We start from the raw sequence: 18,039 nt of genomic DNA, 5'->3' as shown, positions 1-18,039 counted from the left end.
AGGCTTCCGCCGGCATCGCAATCGGCAGCCTTATCGATAGTCTTCATGGCCACACAGGGTAGGTATCATGGCGATCGTCCGTTTCTTCGTCCGTCTGTTCGCGCTCATCGGCCTGCTGCTGGTGGTCGGCGCGGTGGCGGTGGTGGTGCTGGCGGTCCGTCACGAGCCCACCCTGCCCGCCGCCGTGGTGCTGGAACTCGACCTGACCAAGCCGCTGGCCGAAAGCGACGACGGCAAGTTCGGCAGCCTGTTCGAGCACCAGACCACGCTGCGCGAGGTGCTGGACGCGCTCGACGGCGGCCGGCGCGATCCGAAGGTGAAGGGCGTGCTGGCCCGCTTCGGCGACGACAGCATCGGCTTCGCCCAGACCCAGGAGCTGCGGACCGCCATCGAGCGGTTCCGCGCCTCGGGCCGTTTCGCCGTCGCCTTCGCCGAGGAGTATGGCGGGGCCGGGGCGGGCAACCGCTCCTACCTGCTGGCGAGTGCCTTCGACGAGGTTTGGCTGCAACCGCTGGGCACGCTGGGCATCACCGGCCTGTCGGCGGAGCTGCCCTTCGCCCGCGACGCCTTCGACCAGCTGGGCGTGCAGCCGAGCTTCGCCCAGCGCGAGGAATACAAGAGCTTCGCCGAGACCTTCACCAAGTCCGGCATGACCCCGGCCAACCGCGAGATGATGGAGGCGCTGGTCGGCGACCTCGGCAACCAGCTGGTCGACGGCATCGCCAAGAGCCGGCGCCTCGCCCCCGCCGCGGTGCGGACCGCCATGGACAAGGCGCCGCTGCTGAGCAAGGAGGCGCTCGACCAGAAGTTCGTCGACCGGCTCGGCTATGCCGACGAGGCGCGGGACGAGGCGCTGAAGCGGGCCGGGGCCGGGGCGGAGACGTTGAGCCCGGCCGATTACCTGTCGGTCGCCGGCAGCCCCAACGGCGAGGGGCCGACCATCGCCCTGATCCATGCCGTCGGCACCATCACCGGCGGCGAGAGCGGCAAGCCGACGCTGGGCGGGATGTCAGCCGGGTCGGACACCATCGTCAAGGCCATCGAGGAGGCGGCCGACGATCCGGAGGTGCGCGCCATCCTGTTCCGCATCGACAGCGGCGGCGGCGCGGTTTCCGCGTCGGAGGCGATCCGGCGGGCCCTGGTCAAGGCGCGCCAGAGCGGCAAGCCGGTGATCGCCAGCATGGGCGACACCGCCGCGTCGGGCGGCTACTGGATCGCTCTGGCCGCCGACCGCATCGTCGCCTCCCCCGCCACCGTCACCGGCTCCATCGGCGTCGTCGCCGGCAAGTTCGCCATCGGCGGCCTGTCCGACAAGCTCGGCATCCATTGGGACCGGGTGCAGGGCGCGAAGAATGCCGGCATGTGGTCGCCGCTGCATCCCTTCGAAGGCGGCGAATCCGAGCGGCTGAACGCCATCATCGAGGACACCTACGCCAACTTCCTGCAACGGGTGGCGGAGGCCCGGCGGATGACGCCGGAACAGGCGCGCGGCATCGCCAAGGGCCGCGTCTGGACCGGCGCCCAGGCCCGCGAACTCGGCCTTGTCGACGATCTGGGCGGCCAGGAGCAGGCGCTGACGCTGGCCCGCACCGCCGCCGGCCTCTCCGCCGACGCCCCGGTGAGTCTGGTCCCCTACCCGCCGCCTAAGTCGGTGACCGACCAGATCCTCGATCTGGTGTCCCGCAAGGGCGAGCTGGTCGGCGCGCTCGCTGCCGTTGCCGAACTGCGGCCGCTGCTGGCACAGCTCCGCCCGCTGCTGGCCGCCACCCAGGGCGACGGCGTGCAGGCCCGCATGCCGCCGATGTCGCTGGGGCGGTGAACAGCGCCGGCCCGACCCAACTCCCTGCTTCACCGCTCGAAGATCTCCACGTCCGAGACGCCTGACCATGACCGAGACCGCCACCCGCGCCGCAGAGCCCGATGCCTCAAAGCTCGATCCGGCCCATCCCGTCTTCACCCACCAGGAAATCCTGCGGGTGTTCAGCGGGGTTGCGCTGGCGATGCTGATGGCGGCGATGGACCAGACCATCGTCGCCACCGCGCTGCCGACGATGGCGAGCCAGTTCGGCGGGCTGGAGATGCTGCCCTGGGTGGTCACCGCCTATCTGCTGACCTCCACCACGACGACGCCGATCTACGGCAAGCTGTCGGACCTCTATGGCCGCAAGCGCGTGCTGCAGACGGCGATCCTGCTGTTCCTGGTCGGCTCGGTGCTGTGCGCGGCGGCGCAGAGCATGACCCAGTTGATCCTGTTCCGAGGGTTGCAGGGCCTGGGCGGCGGCGGGCTGATGTCGCTGGCCTTCACCATCATCGGCGATGTCGTCGCCCCGCGCGAGCGCGGGCGGTACCAGGGCATGATCGGCGGCGTCTTCGCGCTGGCCAGCGTCGCCGGGCCGCTGCTGGGCGGCATCTTCACCGAGACCATCGGCTGGCACTGGATCTTCCTGATCAACCTGCCGCTGGGCGTCGCCGCGCTCGCCATGACCCGCAGCACCCTGTCGCGCCTGCCCGCCGGCCGCGCCCGGCCGCGCATCGATCTGGCCGGGGCGGCGCTGCTGACCGGGGCGGTGACCAGCCTGCTGGTCGTCGCCACCCGCGGCGACGCCATGGGCTGGAGCAGCCCGGGTGCGCTGGCCCTGCTGGCGGCCGGCCTCGTCATGCTGGCGGTCTTCCTGTGGCACGAGCGCCGGATCGAGGAGCCGATCCTGCCGCTGCACCTGTTCCGCCGCCCGGTGGTGGCGGTGGCGACGCCGGTGGTCGCCGTGTCGGCGATGGTGCTGTTCGCCGGCATCGTCTATCTGCCGCTGCATCTCCAGCTGGTGCAGGGGACCAGCGCCACCGTGTCGGGCCTGCTGCTCCTGCCGCTGGTGCTGGGCATGACCGTCGGGTCGGTCGGCGGCGGACGGCTGATCGCCAAGACCGGGCGCTACAAGGCCTTCCCGCTGGCCGGCCTGGCCCTGTCGGGCGCGATGTACGCCCTGCTGGGCAGCCTGCCGGCGCTGGCGGCGGACGGGCTGTGGTCGACGCTGATCCTGGTGCCGCTGGGCATGGGGCTGGGGCTGGTGATGCCGGTGATGACGGTCGCCGTGCAGAATGCGGTGGAGCATCGCGACCTGGGCGCCGCCACCGCCGCGGTCGGCTTCTTCCGTTCGCTCGGCGGGTCGGTCGGCGTGGCGGTGTTCGGCGCCGTCTTCAACGCCGTGGTCTCCGAACGGCTGGAGGGGGCCGGCCTGTCCGGCCGCGCGGTTCTGGAGCACGGCGCCGCCGCCCTCGCCGGCCTGCCCGCCGCCGCCCGCAGCGGGGTGGTGGCGACGCTGGAGCACGGCTTCGCCACCCTGTTCCTGCTGGCCGCCGCGCTGGCGGTCGTCTCCTTCGCCATGACGCTGTTCCTGAAGGAACTGCCGCTGCGCTCCGCCCACCCCGGCCGGGCGGAGACCGCCCCGGCCACGGAAGGCTGACGGGTCGGGCTGACCGGCCGGAACAGTCTGCGGCCGGTCAGGAATGATCGCTGGGGAAGTGCCTGGGCTGCCCCAGCTTGTCCTCGATGTAGAGCAGGTTGACCAGCACCAGCACGACGACGGCGAGCGGCGTCGCCAGGAACATGCCCATGATGCCGAACAGCACGCCGCCGGCGGCAATCGCGCCGATGGTGACCACCGGCGGCAAATCGACCACCCGCTTCTGCAACAGCGGCGTGATCACATTCCCTTCGATCTGCTGGATGACCAGATAGAGCCCGGCGACCCAAAGCGCATCCTGCGGCGACTGGGCGAAGCCGATCAGCAGGGCCGGCACCGCCGCCAGGAAGGGACCGACCAGCGGGATGAACTCCATCAGCCCAGCGACCATACCCAGCGCCAGCGCCGAAGGGATCCCGAGCAGCCAAAGCCCGACCGCGATCATCGTGCCGACCGCCGCCATCGCCACCAGCTGCCCGATCAGCCACTTCCACAGGCTGTCGCCGGCCACATCCATCACCTCGCAGGCCCGCTTCTGGCCGCGCGGCGGCACCAGCAGAACGACGCCACGCTGATATAGGCCGGGCGATGCCGCCAGATAAAGCGCTGCGAACATCACCACCACCGCGTCGCCGACGACATAGACGAGGCCGGAGGCGAAGCTGCTCAGCTGGTTCATCCAGGGCCATTCCTTGCCCTGCTCCATGATGCGGTCGCGCCAGCCGTCGGGCAGCATGCCCATCGCCTTGGTCACCTGCTCCTGCAACTGGCCGAGCTGGGCCGCCATCGAGGTGCCCATCAGCCAGCCGCCGCCGCCGACTAGCAGGACCAGCGTCAGCAGCACGATGGCAAGCGACCAGCCATGGCCGAGCCCGGTCGCCCGCTGCACATAGCCGGTCAGCCGCTGCAACAGGATGGCGAACAGCACGCCGGTGAAGATCAGCAGAAGCGTGCCGGAGATCCGCCACAGGAAGATGCTGAGCGCCGCCACCCCGGCGACAATCAGCACCTTCCAGGTGAAGACGGCCAGTTCGCCGCGCCCGGCCCGCGCCGGCGGCTCGGTCTGCGCCGCCCCGCCGCCGGGGGGTGTCGCTTGATAGGCGGTGGGCCGGCTGGGTGTCGCCATCTGTTCAAACTCCCGCACTCGCGGCCGCCGGAGGGGCAGCCTCGCGGGAAGAACGCGCGGAGTCGGCAGACGTTGCGCAATTTCGGCAGGCTAGGCCGTCGGCGGTAGTCCGAAGATCGGTATGGAAGCTGCCCCGAACCGCCCCATATCAGCAGGGACGCCAAGGAGTCATTCTCGCTGATGTCACTTTAAGAGCCCGCCTCACAGCGGGCTTTTTTTTTGGGCCGATACCGGCTCCCTTGGCGGCCCCCTTTTAGCGGCGGGCTTCCGGCGGGAACAGCAGGCTGACCTTCAGGCCGGGCTGGTTGTCGCTCAGCTCCAGCTTCGCGCCATGCAGCGTCGCCACCGCATCGACGAGGCTCAGCCCCAGCCCGTTGCCGGGCGAGGCGCGGGCGGTGTCGAGCCGGACGAAGCGTTGCAGAACCTTGTCGCGCATGTCCGGCGGAATACCGGGGCCGCTGTCGGCGACCTCGATGCAGGCGGCGCGGCCGGGAGCCGGACCGTCGAGGACCAGCGTGATGCTGCCGCCGTCCGGCGTGTATTTGATGGCGTTGTCGAGCAGGTTCGACACCACCTGGGCCAGAAGCTGCCCGTTGCCATGGACGACCGGCCTGCCGCGGATGTCGACGGACAGGCGCTGACCGCGCTCGTCCGCCACCGGCTCGTAGAGGTCGGCGGCCAGTTCCACCACCTCCGCCAGATCGACCGGCACGAAGTCCTGCCGCTTGGCGCCCGATTCCGCCTCGGCGATGGACAGCAGGGCGGTGAAGGTGGCGAGCAGCCGGTCGGCCTCGACGATGGTGTCCTGCAACACGGAACGATAGACCTCCGGGTCCTCCGTCTCGTGCAGCAGTGCCAGTTCGATGCGGGAGCGCAGCCGGGTCAGCGGCGTGCGCAGGTCATGGGCGACGCTGTCGGTCACCTGCTTCATGCCGGTCATCAGCCGTTCGATGCGGTCCAGCATGGCGTTGAGGTTGCCGGCCAGCCGGTCCATTTCGTCGCCGCCGCCGAATCGCGGCACCCGGTCGGTCAGATCGCCGCTCATGATCTGGCGGGTGGTGCGATTGATCGCCTCGATCCGCCGCATGGCGCCGCGGCTCATCAGCAGCCCGCCGCCCAGCCCGAGCAGGGCGGTCGCGCCCAGGATCCAGCCGAGCGAGCGGAACATCCGGGTGCGCAGCTGGTCGATCTCGCTCATGTCGCGGCCGACCAGCAGACGGAACTGCCCCGGCAGCGTGAAGGTCACCGCCTGGGCGGTGGAGGGCCGGTCGGTCACCCCGCCATAGTCGGCGACCTTGAAATGGGTCCAGCCGCTGGCGTTGGGCACCGCCGCCGGCCAGCCCGACAGGTTGCCGGCCAGGATCACCCCGGCCGCCGTGGTCAGCAGATAGATGGAGTTGTTGTTGGCAACCGCGCTGCGCGTCCGCACCACATCGACGAGGCCGGGCAGCCCATAGTTGCGGTAATGATCCTGCAGGCCGGCGACCTCCAGCGCGATGGTCTCGCCGATCTCCTGCTCCAGGAAGCCCGCGGTGGTGCGGTAGACGACGCCCAGGATCAGCCCGACCGATAGGACGAACATCGCCAGATAGAGCAGCGCCAGCCGGAAGGCCGTGGTCCGCACCAGCCGCAGCCCGGCGGCGACGAAGCCGTGCAGGCCGGCGGCGGCCGCGCCCTCATGCTTCATGCGTCACGCAATTCCATCGAGACCCTTACGCCTCCGCCGCGCGCAGGCTGTAGCCGGCGCCGCGCACGGTGTGGATCAGCGGGGTGGGGAAATCCTTGTCGATCTTCTGGCGCAGACGGGCGATGTGCACGTCGATCACGTTGGTCTGCGGATCGAAGTGATAGTCCCACACATTCTCCAGCATCATGGTGCGGGTCACCACGCTGCCGGCATTGCGCATCAGATATTCCAGCAGCGAGAACTCGCGCGGCAGCAGCTCGATGGCCTTGCCGGCACGCCTGACGCTGCGCGACAGCAGGTCGAGTTCCAGATCGCCGACCGACAGGCGGGTCTGCGGCTGGGCCGCACCCCGCCGGCGGACCAGCACCTCGATCCGCGCCAGCAGCTCGGAAAAGGCGAAGGGCTTGGTCAGGTAGTCGTCGCCGCCGGCCTTCAGCCCCTTCACCCGGTCGTCGACGCTGCCGAGAGCCGACAGGAACAGGACGGGCGTGTCGTTGCCGGCTGCCCGCAGCACCTGGACCAGCGACAGGCCGTCGCGGCCGGGCAACATGCGGTCGACGACCATCACGTCGTAATGCTCGGCCCCGGCCAGGAACAGGCCTTCCTTCCCGTCGTTGGCGACGTCCACCACATGGCCGGCCTCCTTCAGCCCCTTGGCAAGGTAGCTGGCGGCCTGGCGATCATCTTCTATGACGAGAATCTTCATGAGCACGAGTGTAGCCTCCCAAAACAGCCCGGCCAAGCACGAGGGTGTCATGCCCGGCCGGACTTTCCGTCACTCAGAGAGCGCGTTGCCTCACGCCTTCAGCTTCAGCGCGACGAAGGACTCGTTGCCCTGCCGGTTGATCAGCATCAGCAGCGCCTTCTGTCCAGCCTTCTCCGCTTCGCTCACCTGATGGCGGACGTCGGCCGGGCTCTTCACCAGGGTGTCGCCGACCCGCTCGATCACGTCGCCGGGACGGATCGGCACATCGACGCTGGAGGACAGGCCGGTCACCACGACGCCCTGGATATCCTCGCCGATGCCCAGCCGCTTGCGCGCCGCCCGGTCCAGCGGGGCCAGCTTCAGCCCCTTCACCGGCGCCACATCCTCATGCTCGGCGGAGCCCTTGCCGGAGTTGGTCTCGGCGGCGGCCATCTGCTGCTGTTCGGACAGGCGGTCGATGCGCACCGGCACCGTCTTCTCGCGGCCCTCGCGCAGGATCTTCAGGTCCACCGTGTCGCCGGCCTTGGTATCCGCGACATGGCGGGTCAGGTCGCGCAGGTTGTTGACCGGCTTGCCGGCATAGGACAGCACAACGTCGCCCTGATGCAAGCCGGCGCGCTGGGCCGGGCTGTCGGCGGTCACCTCGGCCACCAGGGCGCCCTTGGCGCTGGGCAGCCCGACGCTGTCGGCGATGTCCGGCGTCACCTCCTGGATCTTCACGCCGAGCCAGCCGCGCTCGACCTTGCCGCTGTCCTTCAGCTGGGCGACCACCTCCTTGGCGAGGTTGGAGGGGATGGCGAAGCCGATGCCGACCGACCCGCCGTTGGGCGAGTAGATGGCGGTGTTGATGCCGATCACCCGGCCGCTGAGGTCGAAGGTCGGGCCGCCCGAGTTGCCGCGGTTGATGGCGGCGTCGAGCTGGAAGTAATCGTCGTAGGGGCCGCTGTGGATGTCGCGGCCGCGCGCCGACACGATGCCCTTGGTGACGGTGCCGCCCAGCCCGAACGGGTTGCCGACCGCCATCACCCAGTCGCCGACGCGGGTCTTGTCGCTGTCCGCCCAGTCGACCGACGGCAGCGGCTTGTCCGACTTCACCTTCAGGAGCGCGAGGTCGGTCTTGGCGTCGCGGCCGATCAGCTTGGCCGGCATGGCGGTGCCGTCCTGCAGGGTGACGGTGATCTCGCTGGCGCCGTCGATGACGTGGTTGTTGGTCACGACATAGCCGGCCGGGTCGATGATGAAGCCGGACCCCAGCGCCCCGGTTCTGCCGCGCGGACCCTGGTCCTGATCCTGGTCGCCGTCAGGACCGCCATTGGGGCCGCCATTCCGGTTCATCTGGTCCTGGAACTGGCGGAAGAACTCCTCGAACGGCGTGCCGGGGGGGACGCCGGGGATCGCCGGGCCGCGCTGTGCCCGGGTTTCGGCCTTTGCCTCCTGGGTGGCAGCGATGTTGACCACGGCCGGGCTGACCTTGGCGGCGAGGTCGGCGAAGCTGGCCGGCGTGTCCTGCACCATGGCGACGGCCGGCGGGGTGGCGTTCTGCTGGGCCTGCGATGCCGCCCAGCCGGCCAGCGCCGGAGCCGTCAGCACCGTGGTGCCCAGCAGCAGGGCGGCGACGGTCCGGCGCAGGCGGCCCGCACGCCCGATCTCACGCTGGGGCTTCGACTGGGAATTGGCGGGAGGAAGGGTGGTCATGACGGCGACACTCCGATCAGGCGATTCCGACTGTGGGGAGGTGGCACCGGCGGTCCGACCGCCGCGGCACCTCACCGCTGTTGTCTCCAACATAGGAACCCGCCCTTGACCGCCGCCTTGCGACCGGATGAAAGAAATTTCAGGCTGGCCGGCCGGATCGGCCGGATCGGTCTTGCGGGCCTACTCCCCGATCAGATGCAGCGCGATCTCTCGCCGGTGCGGCCGGGCGCGGTGCTCGAACAGGTAGACGCCCTGCCAGGTGCCCAGCGCCGGCTCCCCCGCCATCACCGGTATCGACAGGCTGACGCCGGTCAGGGCGGAGCGGATGTGGGCTGGCATGTCGTCCGGCCCCTCGGTGGTGTGGGCGTAAAGCGACGGATCCTCGGCCACCAGACGGCGGAAGAAGCGCAACAGGTCCGCCTGCACGTCAGGGTCGGCATTCTCCTGGATGGTCAGGGAGGCCGAGGTGTGGCGGCAGAACACCGTCAGCAGCCCGGTGTCCATCCCCTGCTCCGCCACCCAGCGCCGGATCTGGGCGGTCACCTCGACCAGCCCGGCGCCGCGGGTGGGAACGGTCAGCGTCGTGACGGCTTGTCGCATGGCTTGCGGTCTCCTTCGGTTTTCGCCGGCTTGGTTCCGGCGACAGGCAATACCAGATGTCTCTACCCCAACGGTGTCGCCCGAATGAAATCGAAGGGCGCCCTGTTTCTGTCGGAAGGCCAAGGAGGAAGACGGCGCATGGACATCACCGGCACCCACAGCGTTCCCGGACCGCGCGACCGCGTGTTCGCGGCGCTCTGCGACCCGGCGGTGCTGATGCGCTGCATCCCCGTGCTGGAAGAGATGGAGCGGCTGTCGGCCACCGACTATGCGGCCCGGGTCCGCACCACGCTCGGGCCGATGAAGGCGCGCTTCTCCGGCCGGCTGCGGCTGGAGCCGGAGGATGGCGCCCACCGCTACCGGCTGGTCGCCCAGGGCAGTGGCGGGCTGGCCGGCGCGGTGAAGGGCGAGGCGGTCGTGGTGCTGGAGGAGGAGGAGGGGCAGACCCGGCTGACCTACAGCCTGTCGGTGGCGCTCGGCGGTGCGGTCGGCCGGCTGGCGGTGAAGCTGGTCCAGGCCAAGACCGACCGCGTGCTCGCCGGCTTCTTCGAGCGCTTCGCGGAGGAGGTCGACGGCCGCCCGGAATGACCGGACAGGGGATGGGACAGTCGCTGCGGCGCAATGCCGCAGGTCATGGGACCGGAGAGTGGCTTTCGCAGGTGCAGCATCATGGGTCAGGATAGCAGGCGTCGCGGGTGCTCTTTGCCGGTGGAGATGCCGAGTGGTCCTGTCTCAGCCCACTGCCCACAGCCTTGACCAGAATCCCGCTGCGGACGCCGACCGCATGATCTTCGGCCGCATCCTGGCGCTTGCCGCCGCCGATCCGGCGCGGACGATGACCGGATCGCTGGCACTGACCAAGGCCGACTTGACCGAGCTTGCCGCAAGATACGCCCCCCACTTCGCCGATGCCGTCGCCGCGCTCCCCGATAAGGGCGAGGCCGGCGGGGACGAGGCCGGCGAGGACGCCATCGAAGAGGCCGATCTGCGGGCCTTCCTTGTCGAGCATGGCGCCTCGGGGGCCGACGAGGAGCGTTGGCTGGCCGCCATCCTGGCCCGCCGGTCGCTGGAGCCCAACCATCTGTGGCAGGACATGGGCTTCCACGACCGCGGCGAACTCAACGCCATGTTCCGTCGGCATTTTCCGGCGCTGGTGGCGCTGAATTCCGGCGACATGAAATGGAAGAAGTTCTTCTACCGCCAGCTTTGCGAGCGCGAGGGGCTGATGCTCTGCAAGTCGCCGAACTGCGAGGTGTGCGACGACGTGGAGGTCTGCTTCGGCGAGGAGGCCGGGGACCCGCTGTCCACCCTCTCCCGCCTCGCGCGCAACGGGTAAGGAGGCTCAGCGCGGCTGGGCGCCCAGATCCTCGAAGGCCATGCCTTTGTCGGTGCGGCGGAAGCGGCCCTTGCCGTTGACGGTCAGCGGCGGCTGGCCCGGCTGCGGCACGAAGGTGGCGGCGTAGTAGCAGTCATACTGGCCGCTGCCGTCCTGGCTGCCGCCGGTTGGGCCGCCGCTTGGTCCGCCCTTCGGCTTCGCCTCGACACAGCCCTGCTTGCGGAAATTGTCGAAGGCGCGGAAGGCGGCATTGCCCTGGCGCTCCAGCGCGCGGCGGGTGTGCGCCTCCACCAGCTTGCGCATGTCGCCCTCCGACGGCTCGCCCGAACAGGCGGCGAGCAGCAGCGCGGCGAGAAGAACGAGGCGCCTCACCGCCCGCCCAGCAGCCGGTCGACCCGCTCCTTCAGCGCGGCGAAGGAGGGCGGCTTGACCACGAAGCCGTTGACGCCCAGCGCCATCGCCTGCTTCACGATCTCGGATTCGGTGTGGTTGGTCAGGAACACAACCGGGGCGCGGGGATTGGCGGCCTCGGCGCTGGCGCGCAGGCGGGCCAGGAATTGCAGGCCGGAGACCGGCTTCATGTCGATGTCGCAGACGATCAGGTCGGGATTGACGCGGATGCACTCGTACATCGCCGACTTGCCGTTGTCGGCCTCGGTCACGTCGCGGAAGCCGATCTGGCCCAAAATCTGGACGATGGTGCGGCGGACGAAGGGCTGATCCTCCACGACCAGGATCCGAAACTGGGAATAGTCGATCGCCTGCATATCCACTCCCATGTCTCCAGCCAATACGCCGCATCCCACTGATACCGTCCGAACCGGTGGCGGGCAATCGAAGGTCGGTTACCGGCGGATGGAATATGATTTTGGTTCTGTAAATTTTCCGACAATTTGTAGTGCCGGAGCCGTCATCCGCCGGCCTGGACCCGGCCGGGAAACAGGCGCTCCAGAACCGTGCGCAGACGGTCCATGGTCAGCGGCTTGTGCAGGCAATCGTCCATCCCGGCGGCGCGGCACCGCGCGTCGTCCTCGGCATCGGTCCCGGCGGTCAACGCCACGATGGGCACGCGGCCGGCTTCCCCCGGCAGGGCGCGGATGGCGCGGGTGGCCTCGTGGCCGTCCATCACCGGCATCTGCACGTCCATCGCGATCAGGTCGAACCGCCTGTCCGTCGCGGCGGCCAGCCCCTGCGCCCCGTCCTCCGCCGTCGTCACCGTGTGGCCCAGCGCCTTGAAGAAGCCGGCGGCCACCAGACGGCCGATGGGGTTGTCCTCCACCAGCAGGACCGACAGGGCGGCGGGGCGCAGCACCGCCCGCACCGGGATGCGGACGGTCAGCCCCTCCCCCGCCGCGCCATCCGGCCCGTCGGTCAGCAGATGCCCGCCCAGTCGCCGCAGCAGCGGCTGGACCGCCGCCAGCACCAACGGGCGCAGGCGCGCCGTCCCCCGGCGCCGCAGCGTCAGCTCGGCGGCCTCGCCCGCCGGCCGCAGCGACAGGGACAGCGACAGGGACGCGCCCCCCTCCGCGGCCAGCAGAGTCAGCAGACCCCGCAGGCCGGCGGCATCGCCGGTGAACTCCTCGTCCGCCCCGCCTTCGACCGTCACCACCCTTGCCGTCACCACCCTTGCCGTCGCCGCTTCAGCATCGGCGGCCAGCGCCGCCAGCGTCAGGCTGTCCTCCACCGCGGCGCCCGGCCCGACCGGGCGCAAGGCCGCCACTGTGGTCCGCAGGGCGGCGCCCGCAGCCTGGACGGCGAGCAGCCGGTCCTGCTGGCGCGGCAGCAGCGGCGATTCCAGCGCGGCGGCCGTCAGCGCCATCATCGGATCGAGCGCCGCCGCAACCGCAGCCCCCGCCGCGTCGAGCAGCGATGCAGCCTCGGCCCGGTTCCGCTGCGCCTCGGCCAACGCCGTCCGCAACCGGTTCTCCCGCATCTGGCGCCGGCGGGCGGCCGACACCGCGCTGCGCAGGGCATCGCCGTCACCGGCCGGCAGCGCATCCTGCGCGCCCGCCGCGATGAAGCCCGCACTGTCCTGCCCCTCCGCCAGCAGAACCACCACCGCCGGGGCCGGCTCCAGCCGGGCCAGCGCCTCGACCGCCGCCACCGCGGGAGCGTCGAGCAGCACCACCGATTCCCCCGCCGCCGCACCGCCGCCGCCCAGCCGGTCCAGGGCGGCAGCCACCGTATCCACCCGCACCAGCTCCGGGAAGAACGGGGCGAGCCCCCCGGCGAGCGCCATCGCCCGGGACACCAGAAGCACCGCATCATTTTCCGCCAAGCTGGGTCGGATCATGGGTTGGGCCTTAAGTTCTTCTGCCATTTTCCCTCGAACGAACCGCCAGCCGGCGATGGATGTGGAAACGGAGGCCGCGGCGACGGGCAGGACCGGGATGGCCGTCGCCGATCACCACCCGGTTGCGGCCCGCCGCCTTCGCCTCATACAGCGCGCGGTCGGCGCGGCCAAGCATCCTCGTCCTTGTCCTCGTCCTCTGCCGACAGGATCTCGAAGGGGGCCGTCGGATCCTGCATCAGGGGAACCCTCGGAAGGAGGGAGGCGGCAGATGGATGGAGAAGGTGCTGCCGATGCCGGGGCTGGACAGGACGGTGAGACGGCCGCCCAGCCGGTCCGCCATCTTGCGGGCGATGGCGAGCCCCATGCCGGTGCCGGGATGCTCGTCGCGCGGATGCAGGCGCCGGAACACCTCGAAAATCTGGTCGCGGTGGCGCGGTTCGATGCCGATGCCGTTGTCGCGCACGTCGATCACGTCATAGCCGTCGACCCGCCGGTGGGAAATCCGCACCTCCGCCGCCCGGTAGGGATGGCGGTAGTCGATGGCGTTGGCAATCAGCACGATGAAGATCTCGCGCAGCCGGCGCTCGTCGGCCTGCACCGCCGGCAGGTCCGCCACGGTCACGGCAGCGCCGGCATCGGCGATGCGCCGCTCCAGCGCCGCCAGCGCCGCCTTCAACGGATCGCCGGCCGGAATGACGCCGCAGCCGAGCGGCACCCGGTCCTCCGCCAGAAAAAGCTGCACGTCGCGCAGCAACATCTTCAGCCGCCCGGCGCCGTCGACGATCTCGCGGATGAATCCCTCGCTCTCCTCGTCCAGCCGGCCCTTCTGCTGGTGCTCCAGCAGCTGGGCGTAGCTGGAGATGGCGCGCAGCGGCTCCTGCAGATCGTGGGCGGTGGCATAGGCGAACTGCTCCAGCTCGTTCTTGGCGCGGCCAAGCTCGGCGGTGCGCAGGTCGACCCGACGCTCCAGCGTGTGGCGGCGGCCGATCGCCATGACGGTCACCATTTCGATCAGCAGCGACAGCAGGAGGAAGGCCAGCTGGAAGCCGCGGAAGGTCGGGTCGCCATGGGCCAGCCCCTCCCAGCTGGTGCGCGGGGCCAGCGCGAGGTGCCAGTAACCGTCGGGCAGGTTGATCCGCTCGACCAGCGGGTCGCCCTTCAACGCCAGAGCGTCGCCGGCCACCTGCTGGCCGCCGTCGGTCACCACGGCGAATCCCAGATGCGCCGGAACCCGGTCGAACCGCACCTCGTTCAGGATGGCACCGACGTCGAACACCATCCCGACGGCTCCCCAGGGCTTGCCCGGTGCATGGACGATCTGGCGGGCGATCAGTCCCTGCCCGCCCTGCAACAGGTTGACCGGACCATGGACGGTCACGTCGCGGCTGACGATGGCGCGCTGCACCGTATCGGCGAAGCCCGGCCGCGCGTCCCGCAGCAGGTCGTTGCCCAGCAGCTTCCCGTTGCCCTCCATCGGATAGACGATGCGGACGACGAACTCGGGCGCGGCGGAGATGGTGCGCACCCCCACCACCGACCGCCGCAGCCCCTCCGCATAGCGCGGGAACTGGTCGGCAAGGCTGCCGGTGCCGGACGCGACCTCGACGAAGGCGGTCAGGCCGCTGACCAGGGCGATGCGCTCGTTCAGCGCGCTCGACAGGGTGCTGGCGAGCGACGAGGCGGTCAGCGCCGCGGTGGCGCGATGTTCGGCCGTCAGGACGCGGACATAGACGTCGGCCATCCAGACATAGCCGACCAGCAGCACCAGCGTCACCACCGCCTGGACGGCGGCGGGCTTCCAGATGCGCAGTCCGCCGGCCAGCAGGCGGCGCAGGATGGCCGGGACCGGATGGCGCGGCGCGGTCAATGGCTGCACCGTCATGATCGGATCCGGGCCTCCCAAGGGTGTGCAAATCCGGCCTGCCCTGTCCTGACCTGCCCTGCCCCGGCCCGCCCCATCCCGCCATCCGGGGCCGGCAGGACCAGATGGCACAGGCCGCCCCAGGGACGCGATTGGAAACATCCCGGCCAGCGGGACGACCGCCAGGACGACGAGCAAGACAAGGGTGTGGTGTCGGCCATCACTGCGTCCCGGCCTCTTTTCCGTCGAAGGGTTCCGTACAGGGGACGGGATGCTTCAAGCCGCATGCACCGCCGGTGGTGACCGCAATCATATCCGTTCACCCAGCAAGGATTCCCCTGTGAAAGTGTCACAGGGGATAAGTCCTCAATCTGGAGGATGAAGAAGATGCGTGACGTTCGGCGCGGCGGATCGATGACGGAGCGGCAGCTTTATCCGCGGGGCTTATCCGGCATACGGTCAGGCCGCCACGTCGACCGGCGGACGGTCCTTGGTGGCGATTTCCACGGCCCGCGCGAAATCGCCCGCCATCTTCTCCGCGTCGAAGGCCAGATGGATGCGGCTGTGCTCCACCGCCTTCACCGCCACCGCCACCTCCGCTGCGTAGCGGTCGAGCCGCAGATGTCCGATTGCCCCAGCCAGCGAGCGGCCGTCGGTCGCCGTCACCGGATCGATCATGGCCCCGCCGATGGACAGGTTGCGCACGGTCACCGCCAGCCGGTCGCCGCCGATCAGCAGGGTTCCCGTCTCGTCCACCTGGAAACGCGGCTTGCGCCGGCGGTCGGCATCGCCGGTGGAGGTGCGGACGATGCGGACCAGAACCTGCCGCAGGCTCTCGATGGACCGGGCGACATCGCCGGACCCGTTCTTGACATGGGTGGCCTGTTCGCCGGTGCGGTCGGCCTCCTCCGACACCGCGGCGATGCGGTGCGACACCTCCTGCGCCGCCGTGGAGGTCTCCACCACGTTGCGGCTGATCTCCTGGGTGGCGGCCGCCTGCTGCTCCATCGCCGCGGCGATGGACCCGGCGATGTGGTCGATCTCGGCGATGGTCCGGCCGATTTCCTCCACCGCCTGCACCGCCTCGTCGGTCACCGCCTGGATCGCGGTGATCTGGCGGGTGATCTCCTCGGTCGAGGACGCGGTCTGGTTGGCGAGGTTCTTCACCTCCTGCGCCACCACGGCGAAGCCCTTGCCGGCCTCTCCCGCCCGCGCCGCCTCGATGGTCGCGTTCAGCGCCAGCAGATTGGTCTGGCCGGCGATGGACTGGATCAGGTTGACCACCTCGCCCACCTTCGCCACCGTTTCCGACAGCGAGCGGATGGTGGCCTGGGTGTGGTGGCCGCTCTCCACCGCGCGGCGGGTCACCGCGCTGGAATGGGCGACCTGCGAGGAAATCTCGCGGATCGAGGCGGCCAGCTCCTCGCTGGCGGCGGCGACGGTCTGGGCGTTCGCCAGCGCCTGCCCGGCGGCGGACGCCACGGTCTGGGCGTTGATGCTGACCCGCTCGGCCGAGCCGGACATGCCCTCGGCATCGTCGGCCATGGCGCCGGTGCGCTGGGCGACCTCCTCCACCGCGCGGCCGGCCTCCCGCTCCACCGTCGAGGCCATGTTTTCCAGGGCCCGGCGCCGTTCCTCGTCGGCATGGCGGGCCCGCTCGACACGCTCCTGCACGGCATAGCACAGGCGCGCTTTCAAGCCGCGCAGCTGGCCGGCGATAAGATGGAATTCAGCCGCGGCCGGCAGGTCGATGATGTGGGTCTGGTCGTTGCGGGCGATGGCGTCGAAATCGACCGAGAAAGCGGCCAGCGGGCGGCGGACGGTGCGCAGCAGCAGGAGCCCGCAGAACACCGCCCCCAGCAGGACGGCCAGCCCGGCGGCCACGGCGAACACCAGATGCCAGCGGAAATCCTCCAGCGCCCCTTCATACTCGCCCTTGGCGACCGTCAGCTGCAATTGCAGAAGGTCCTTGTTGGTCTGGAACGCCGCCTGGAACAGCGGGTCGATGCGGTCGCGGACCAGCACCTCCAGCCGCAGCGAATCGCCCTGGCGCGCCAGTTCCACCGCCGGCTTCAGCCCCTCGTTCAGGAAGGCGGCGCGCTGCTTGGCGAAGCGGTCCGCCAGCGTGGTCTCCTCCGGCGTCATGAAGGTGGTGAGATAGTCCGCCCACAGCCGGTCGATGGTGGCGGCGTTCCTGGCGATGCGGTCCTCGCGCTGCGCCATCGCCTTGGGATCGGTGCCGTCGCGGGTGTCGATGATCAGGCGCTGCAAGGTCTGCACATTGTCGCGCATGTGGTCCAGAATCTCGCCGATCTGGACCGCCGGCACCGTGCGGTGCTCGTACACCATCTTCAGCGACGCGTTGCTGTCGGACATGCCGCGCAGCGTGACGCCGCCGACCGCCAGCATCGACAGGATCATGAAGGCGAAGATCAGGGTCAGCCGCCCGGTCACCGTCGCCATCCAGCGGCGGAACCCCGCCCCGGCGCCGCGCCCGACCGCCTGCCCGTCGCGCACCGTCAGATGGCGAGCCCTGCCCTCACGGATATCGGCGTAAAGCCGTTCCGCCGCCGCCACCTGATCGCGCGACGGCTTGGTGCGGATCGAGATGAAGCCGGTCACCGTCCCGTCCTCGATCACCGGCGTGACATTGGCGCGGACCCAATAGAAGTCGCCGTCCCTGGTCCGGTTCTTCACCAGCCCTTCCCACGGCCGCCCGTCCTTGATGGTCGCCCACAGGTCGGCGAAGGCCTCCTTCGGCATGTGGGGATGCCGGATCAGATTGTGCGGAGCCCCGATCAGCTCGGATTCAGCATAGCCGCTGATGTCGACGAATGCCTTGTTGACGAAGGTGATGCGCCCGCCCGTGTCGGTACGCGACACCAGCAGGACACCGTCTTCCATCACGATTTCACGGTCGGTGATCGGTTCGTTGAGACGCATGGGACGGGGCCTCGTCAGACAAAGGGCAGGTTCGGGCAGGCAGGCCGGCACGACGGGTCGCGACCGGTGGACAGACAGAGGCCAGCGCACCGCCTGGAAAAAGCGATGGTTCGGCACAGCTAACGGAATGGCGTTTCATCTACTCTGGGTAGCCCATGTCCGCACTGACACAGATCAAGTCAGCAAGGGGCGTGCCATGCACACTGAATTCTTCGCAAACCGCCGTTCCGGTAAAACCCTGATGACCGGGCAGGCGCTTCCACCGGGATTCGTCACGTCCGGAGTTGCAATTTGCGAATGAAAACGCGAGTCATCCGAGAAATTATCAAATTGC

At 69.7% G+C, this 18,039-nt stretch carries 14 protein-coding genes; 4 read left to right on the top strand and 10 right to left on the bottom strand.

The genetic code is table 11. From position 1 onward, the window contains the following. Positions 1-67: 67 nt before the first annotated feature. Together sppA and ACWPN8_RS07055 are read left to right on the top strand one after the other, a co-directional pair. Positions 68-1,819 carry a signal peptide peptidase SppA gene (sppA, locus tag ACWPN8_RS07060; protein WP_492240315.1) on the top strand — a complete coding sequence of 584 codons (1,752 nt, stop codon included), beginning with the start codon at positions 68-70 and terminating at the stop codon, positions 1,817-1,819. A gap of 67 nt (positions 1,820-1,886) precedes the next feature. Continuing rightward, complete coding sequence (locus ACWPN8_RS07055) at positions 1,887-3,458, top strand: MDR family MFS transporter (RefSeq protein WP_492240314.1); 1,572 nt, start codon at positions 1,887-1,889, stop codon at positions 3,456-3,458. 37 nt (positions 3,459-3,495) lie between these two features. Here ACWPN8_RS07055 and ACWPN8_RS07050 read toward each other — a convergent pair whose 3' ends face one another. The 5 genes from ACWPN8_RS07050 to ACWPN8_RS07030 form a co-directional block, all read right to left on the bottom strand. Next, the gene (locus tag ACWPN8_RS07050) at positions 3,496-4,584 is read right to left on the bottom strand and encodes an AI-2E family transporter (protein ID WP_492240313.1); all 1,089 of its coding nucleotides are present in this window, start codon (positions 4,582-4,584) and stop codon (positions 3,496-3,498) included. A gap of 253 nt (positions 4,585-4,837) precedes the next feature. After that, positions 4,838-6,271 carry a sensor histidine kinase gene (locus tag ACWPN8_RS07045; protein WP_492240312.1) on the bottom strand — a complete coding sequence of 478 codons (1,434 nt, stop codon included), beginning with the start codon at positions 6,269-6,271 and terminating at the stop codon, positions 4,838-4,840. A gap of 25 nt (positions 6,272-6,296) precedes the next feature. Next, positions 6,297-6,977 carry a winged helix-turn-helix domain-containing protein gene (locus ACWPN8_RS07040; RefSeq protein WP_109452048.1) on the bottom strand — a complete coding sequence of 227 codons (681 nt, stop codon included), beginning with the start codon at positions 6,975-6,977 and terminating at the stop codon, positions 6,297-6,299. 90 nt (positions 6,978-7,067) lie between these two features. Further along, on the bottom strand, positions 7,068-8,672 hold the full coding sequence (locus ACWPN8_RS07035) for a DegQ family serine endoprotease (RefSeq protein ID WP_492240311.1): 1,605 nt from the start codon (positions 8,670-8,672) through the stop codon (positions 7,068-7,070). Positions 8,673-8,852: 180 nt separating this feature from the next. Next, positions 8,853-9,272 (bottom strand): secondary thiamine-phosphate synthase enzyme YjbQ, encoded by a 420-nt coding sequence (locus tag ACWPN8_RS07030; RefSeq protein WP_109452052.1) that lies wholly within the window; start codon positions 9,270-9,272, stop codon positions 8,853-8,855. 138 nt (positions 9,273-9,410) lie between these two features. Between ACWPN8_RS07030 and ACWPN8_RS07025 the strand changes: the two genes are divergently transcribed. Both ACWPN8_RS07025 and ACWPN8_RS07020 read left to right on the top strand, forming a co-directional pair. Further along, positions 9,411-9,860 (top strand): SRPBCC family protein, encoded by a 450-nt coding sequence (locus tag ACWPN8_RS07025; protein WP_109452054.1) that lies wholly within the window; start codon positions 9,411-9,413, stop codon positions 9,858-9,860. Between the two features lie 133 nt (positions 9,861-9,993). After that, positions 9,994-10,608, top strand: a complete 615-nt coding sequence (locus ACWPN8_RS07020; RefSeq protein ID WP_492240310.1) for a nitrogen fixation protein NifQ — start codon at positions 9,994-9,996, stop codon at positions 10,606-10,608. A 6-nt stretch (positions 10,609-10,614) separates the two neighbouring features. On the opposite strand, the gene ACWPN8_RS07015 is transcribed toward ACWPN8_RS07020, so the two are convergent. From ACWPN8_RS07015 to ACWPN8_RS06995, 5 genes are all read right to left on the bottom strand, one after another. Then, positions 10,615-10,980, bottom strand: a complete 366-nt coding sequence (locus ACWPN8_RS07015) for a hypothetical protein (RefSeq protein WP_109452056.1) — start codon at positions 10,978-10,980, stop codon at positions 10,615-10,617. Continuing rightward, a complete protein-coding gene (locus ACWPN8_RS07010) occupies positions 10,977-11,375 on the bottom strand; it encodes a response regulator (RefSeq protein WP_492241378.1) in 399 nt (132 codons plus the stop codon). The genes ACWPN8_RS07015 and ACWPN8_RS07010 overlap by 4 nt, the downstream gene beginning before the upstream one ends. 143 nt (positions 11,376-11,518) lie before the next feature. Then, positions 11,519-12,868, bottom strand: a complete 1,350-nt coding sequence (locus ACWPN8_RS07005; RefSeq protein ID WP_492240309.1) for a response regulator — start codon at positions 12,866-12,868, stop codon at positions 11,519-11,521. Positions 12,869-13,136: 268 nt separating this feature from the next. Then, a complete protein-coding gene (locus ACWPN8_RS07000; RefSeq protein WP_492240308.1) occupies positions 13,137-14,783 on the bottom strand; it encodes a sensor histidine kinase in 1,647 nt (548 codons plus the stop codon). Between the two features lie 438 nt (positions 14,784-15,221). Next, a complete protein-coding gene (locus ACWPN8_RS06995) occupies positions 15,222-17,705 on the bottom strand; it encodes a methyl-accepting chemotaxis protein (protein ID WP_492240307.1) in 2,484 nt (827 codons plus the stop codon). Positions 17,706-18,039: the final 334 nt, after the last annotated feature.

This window comes from Azospirillum sp. UENF 112521, from assembly GCF_058780665.1.
Note: the sequence above shows the minus strand (reverse complement) of the source record. Positions and strands in the feature narration are given on the sequence as shown.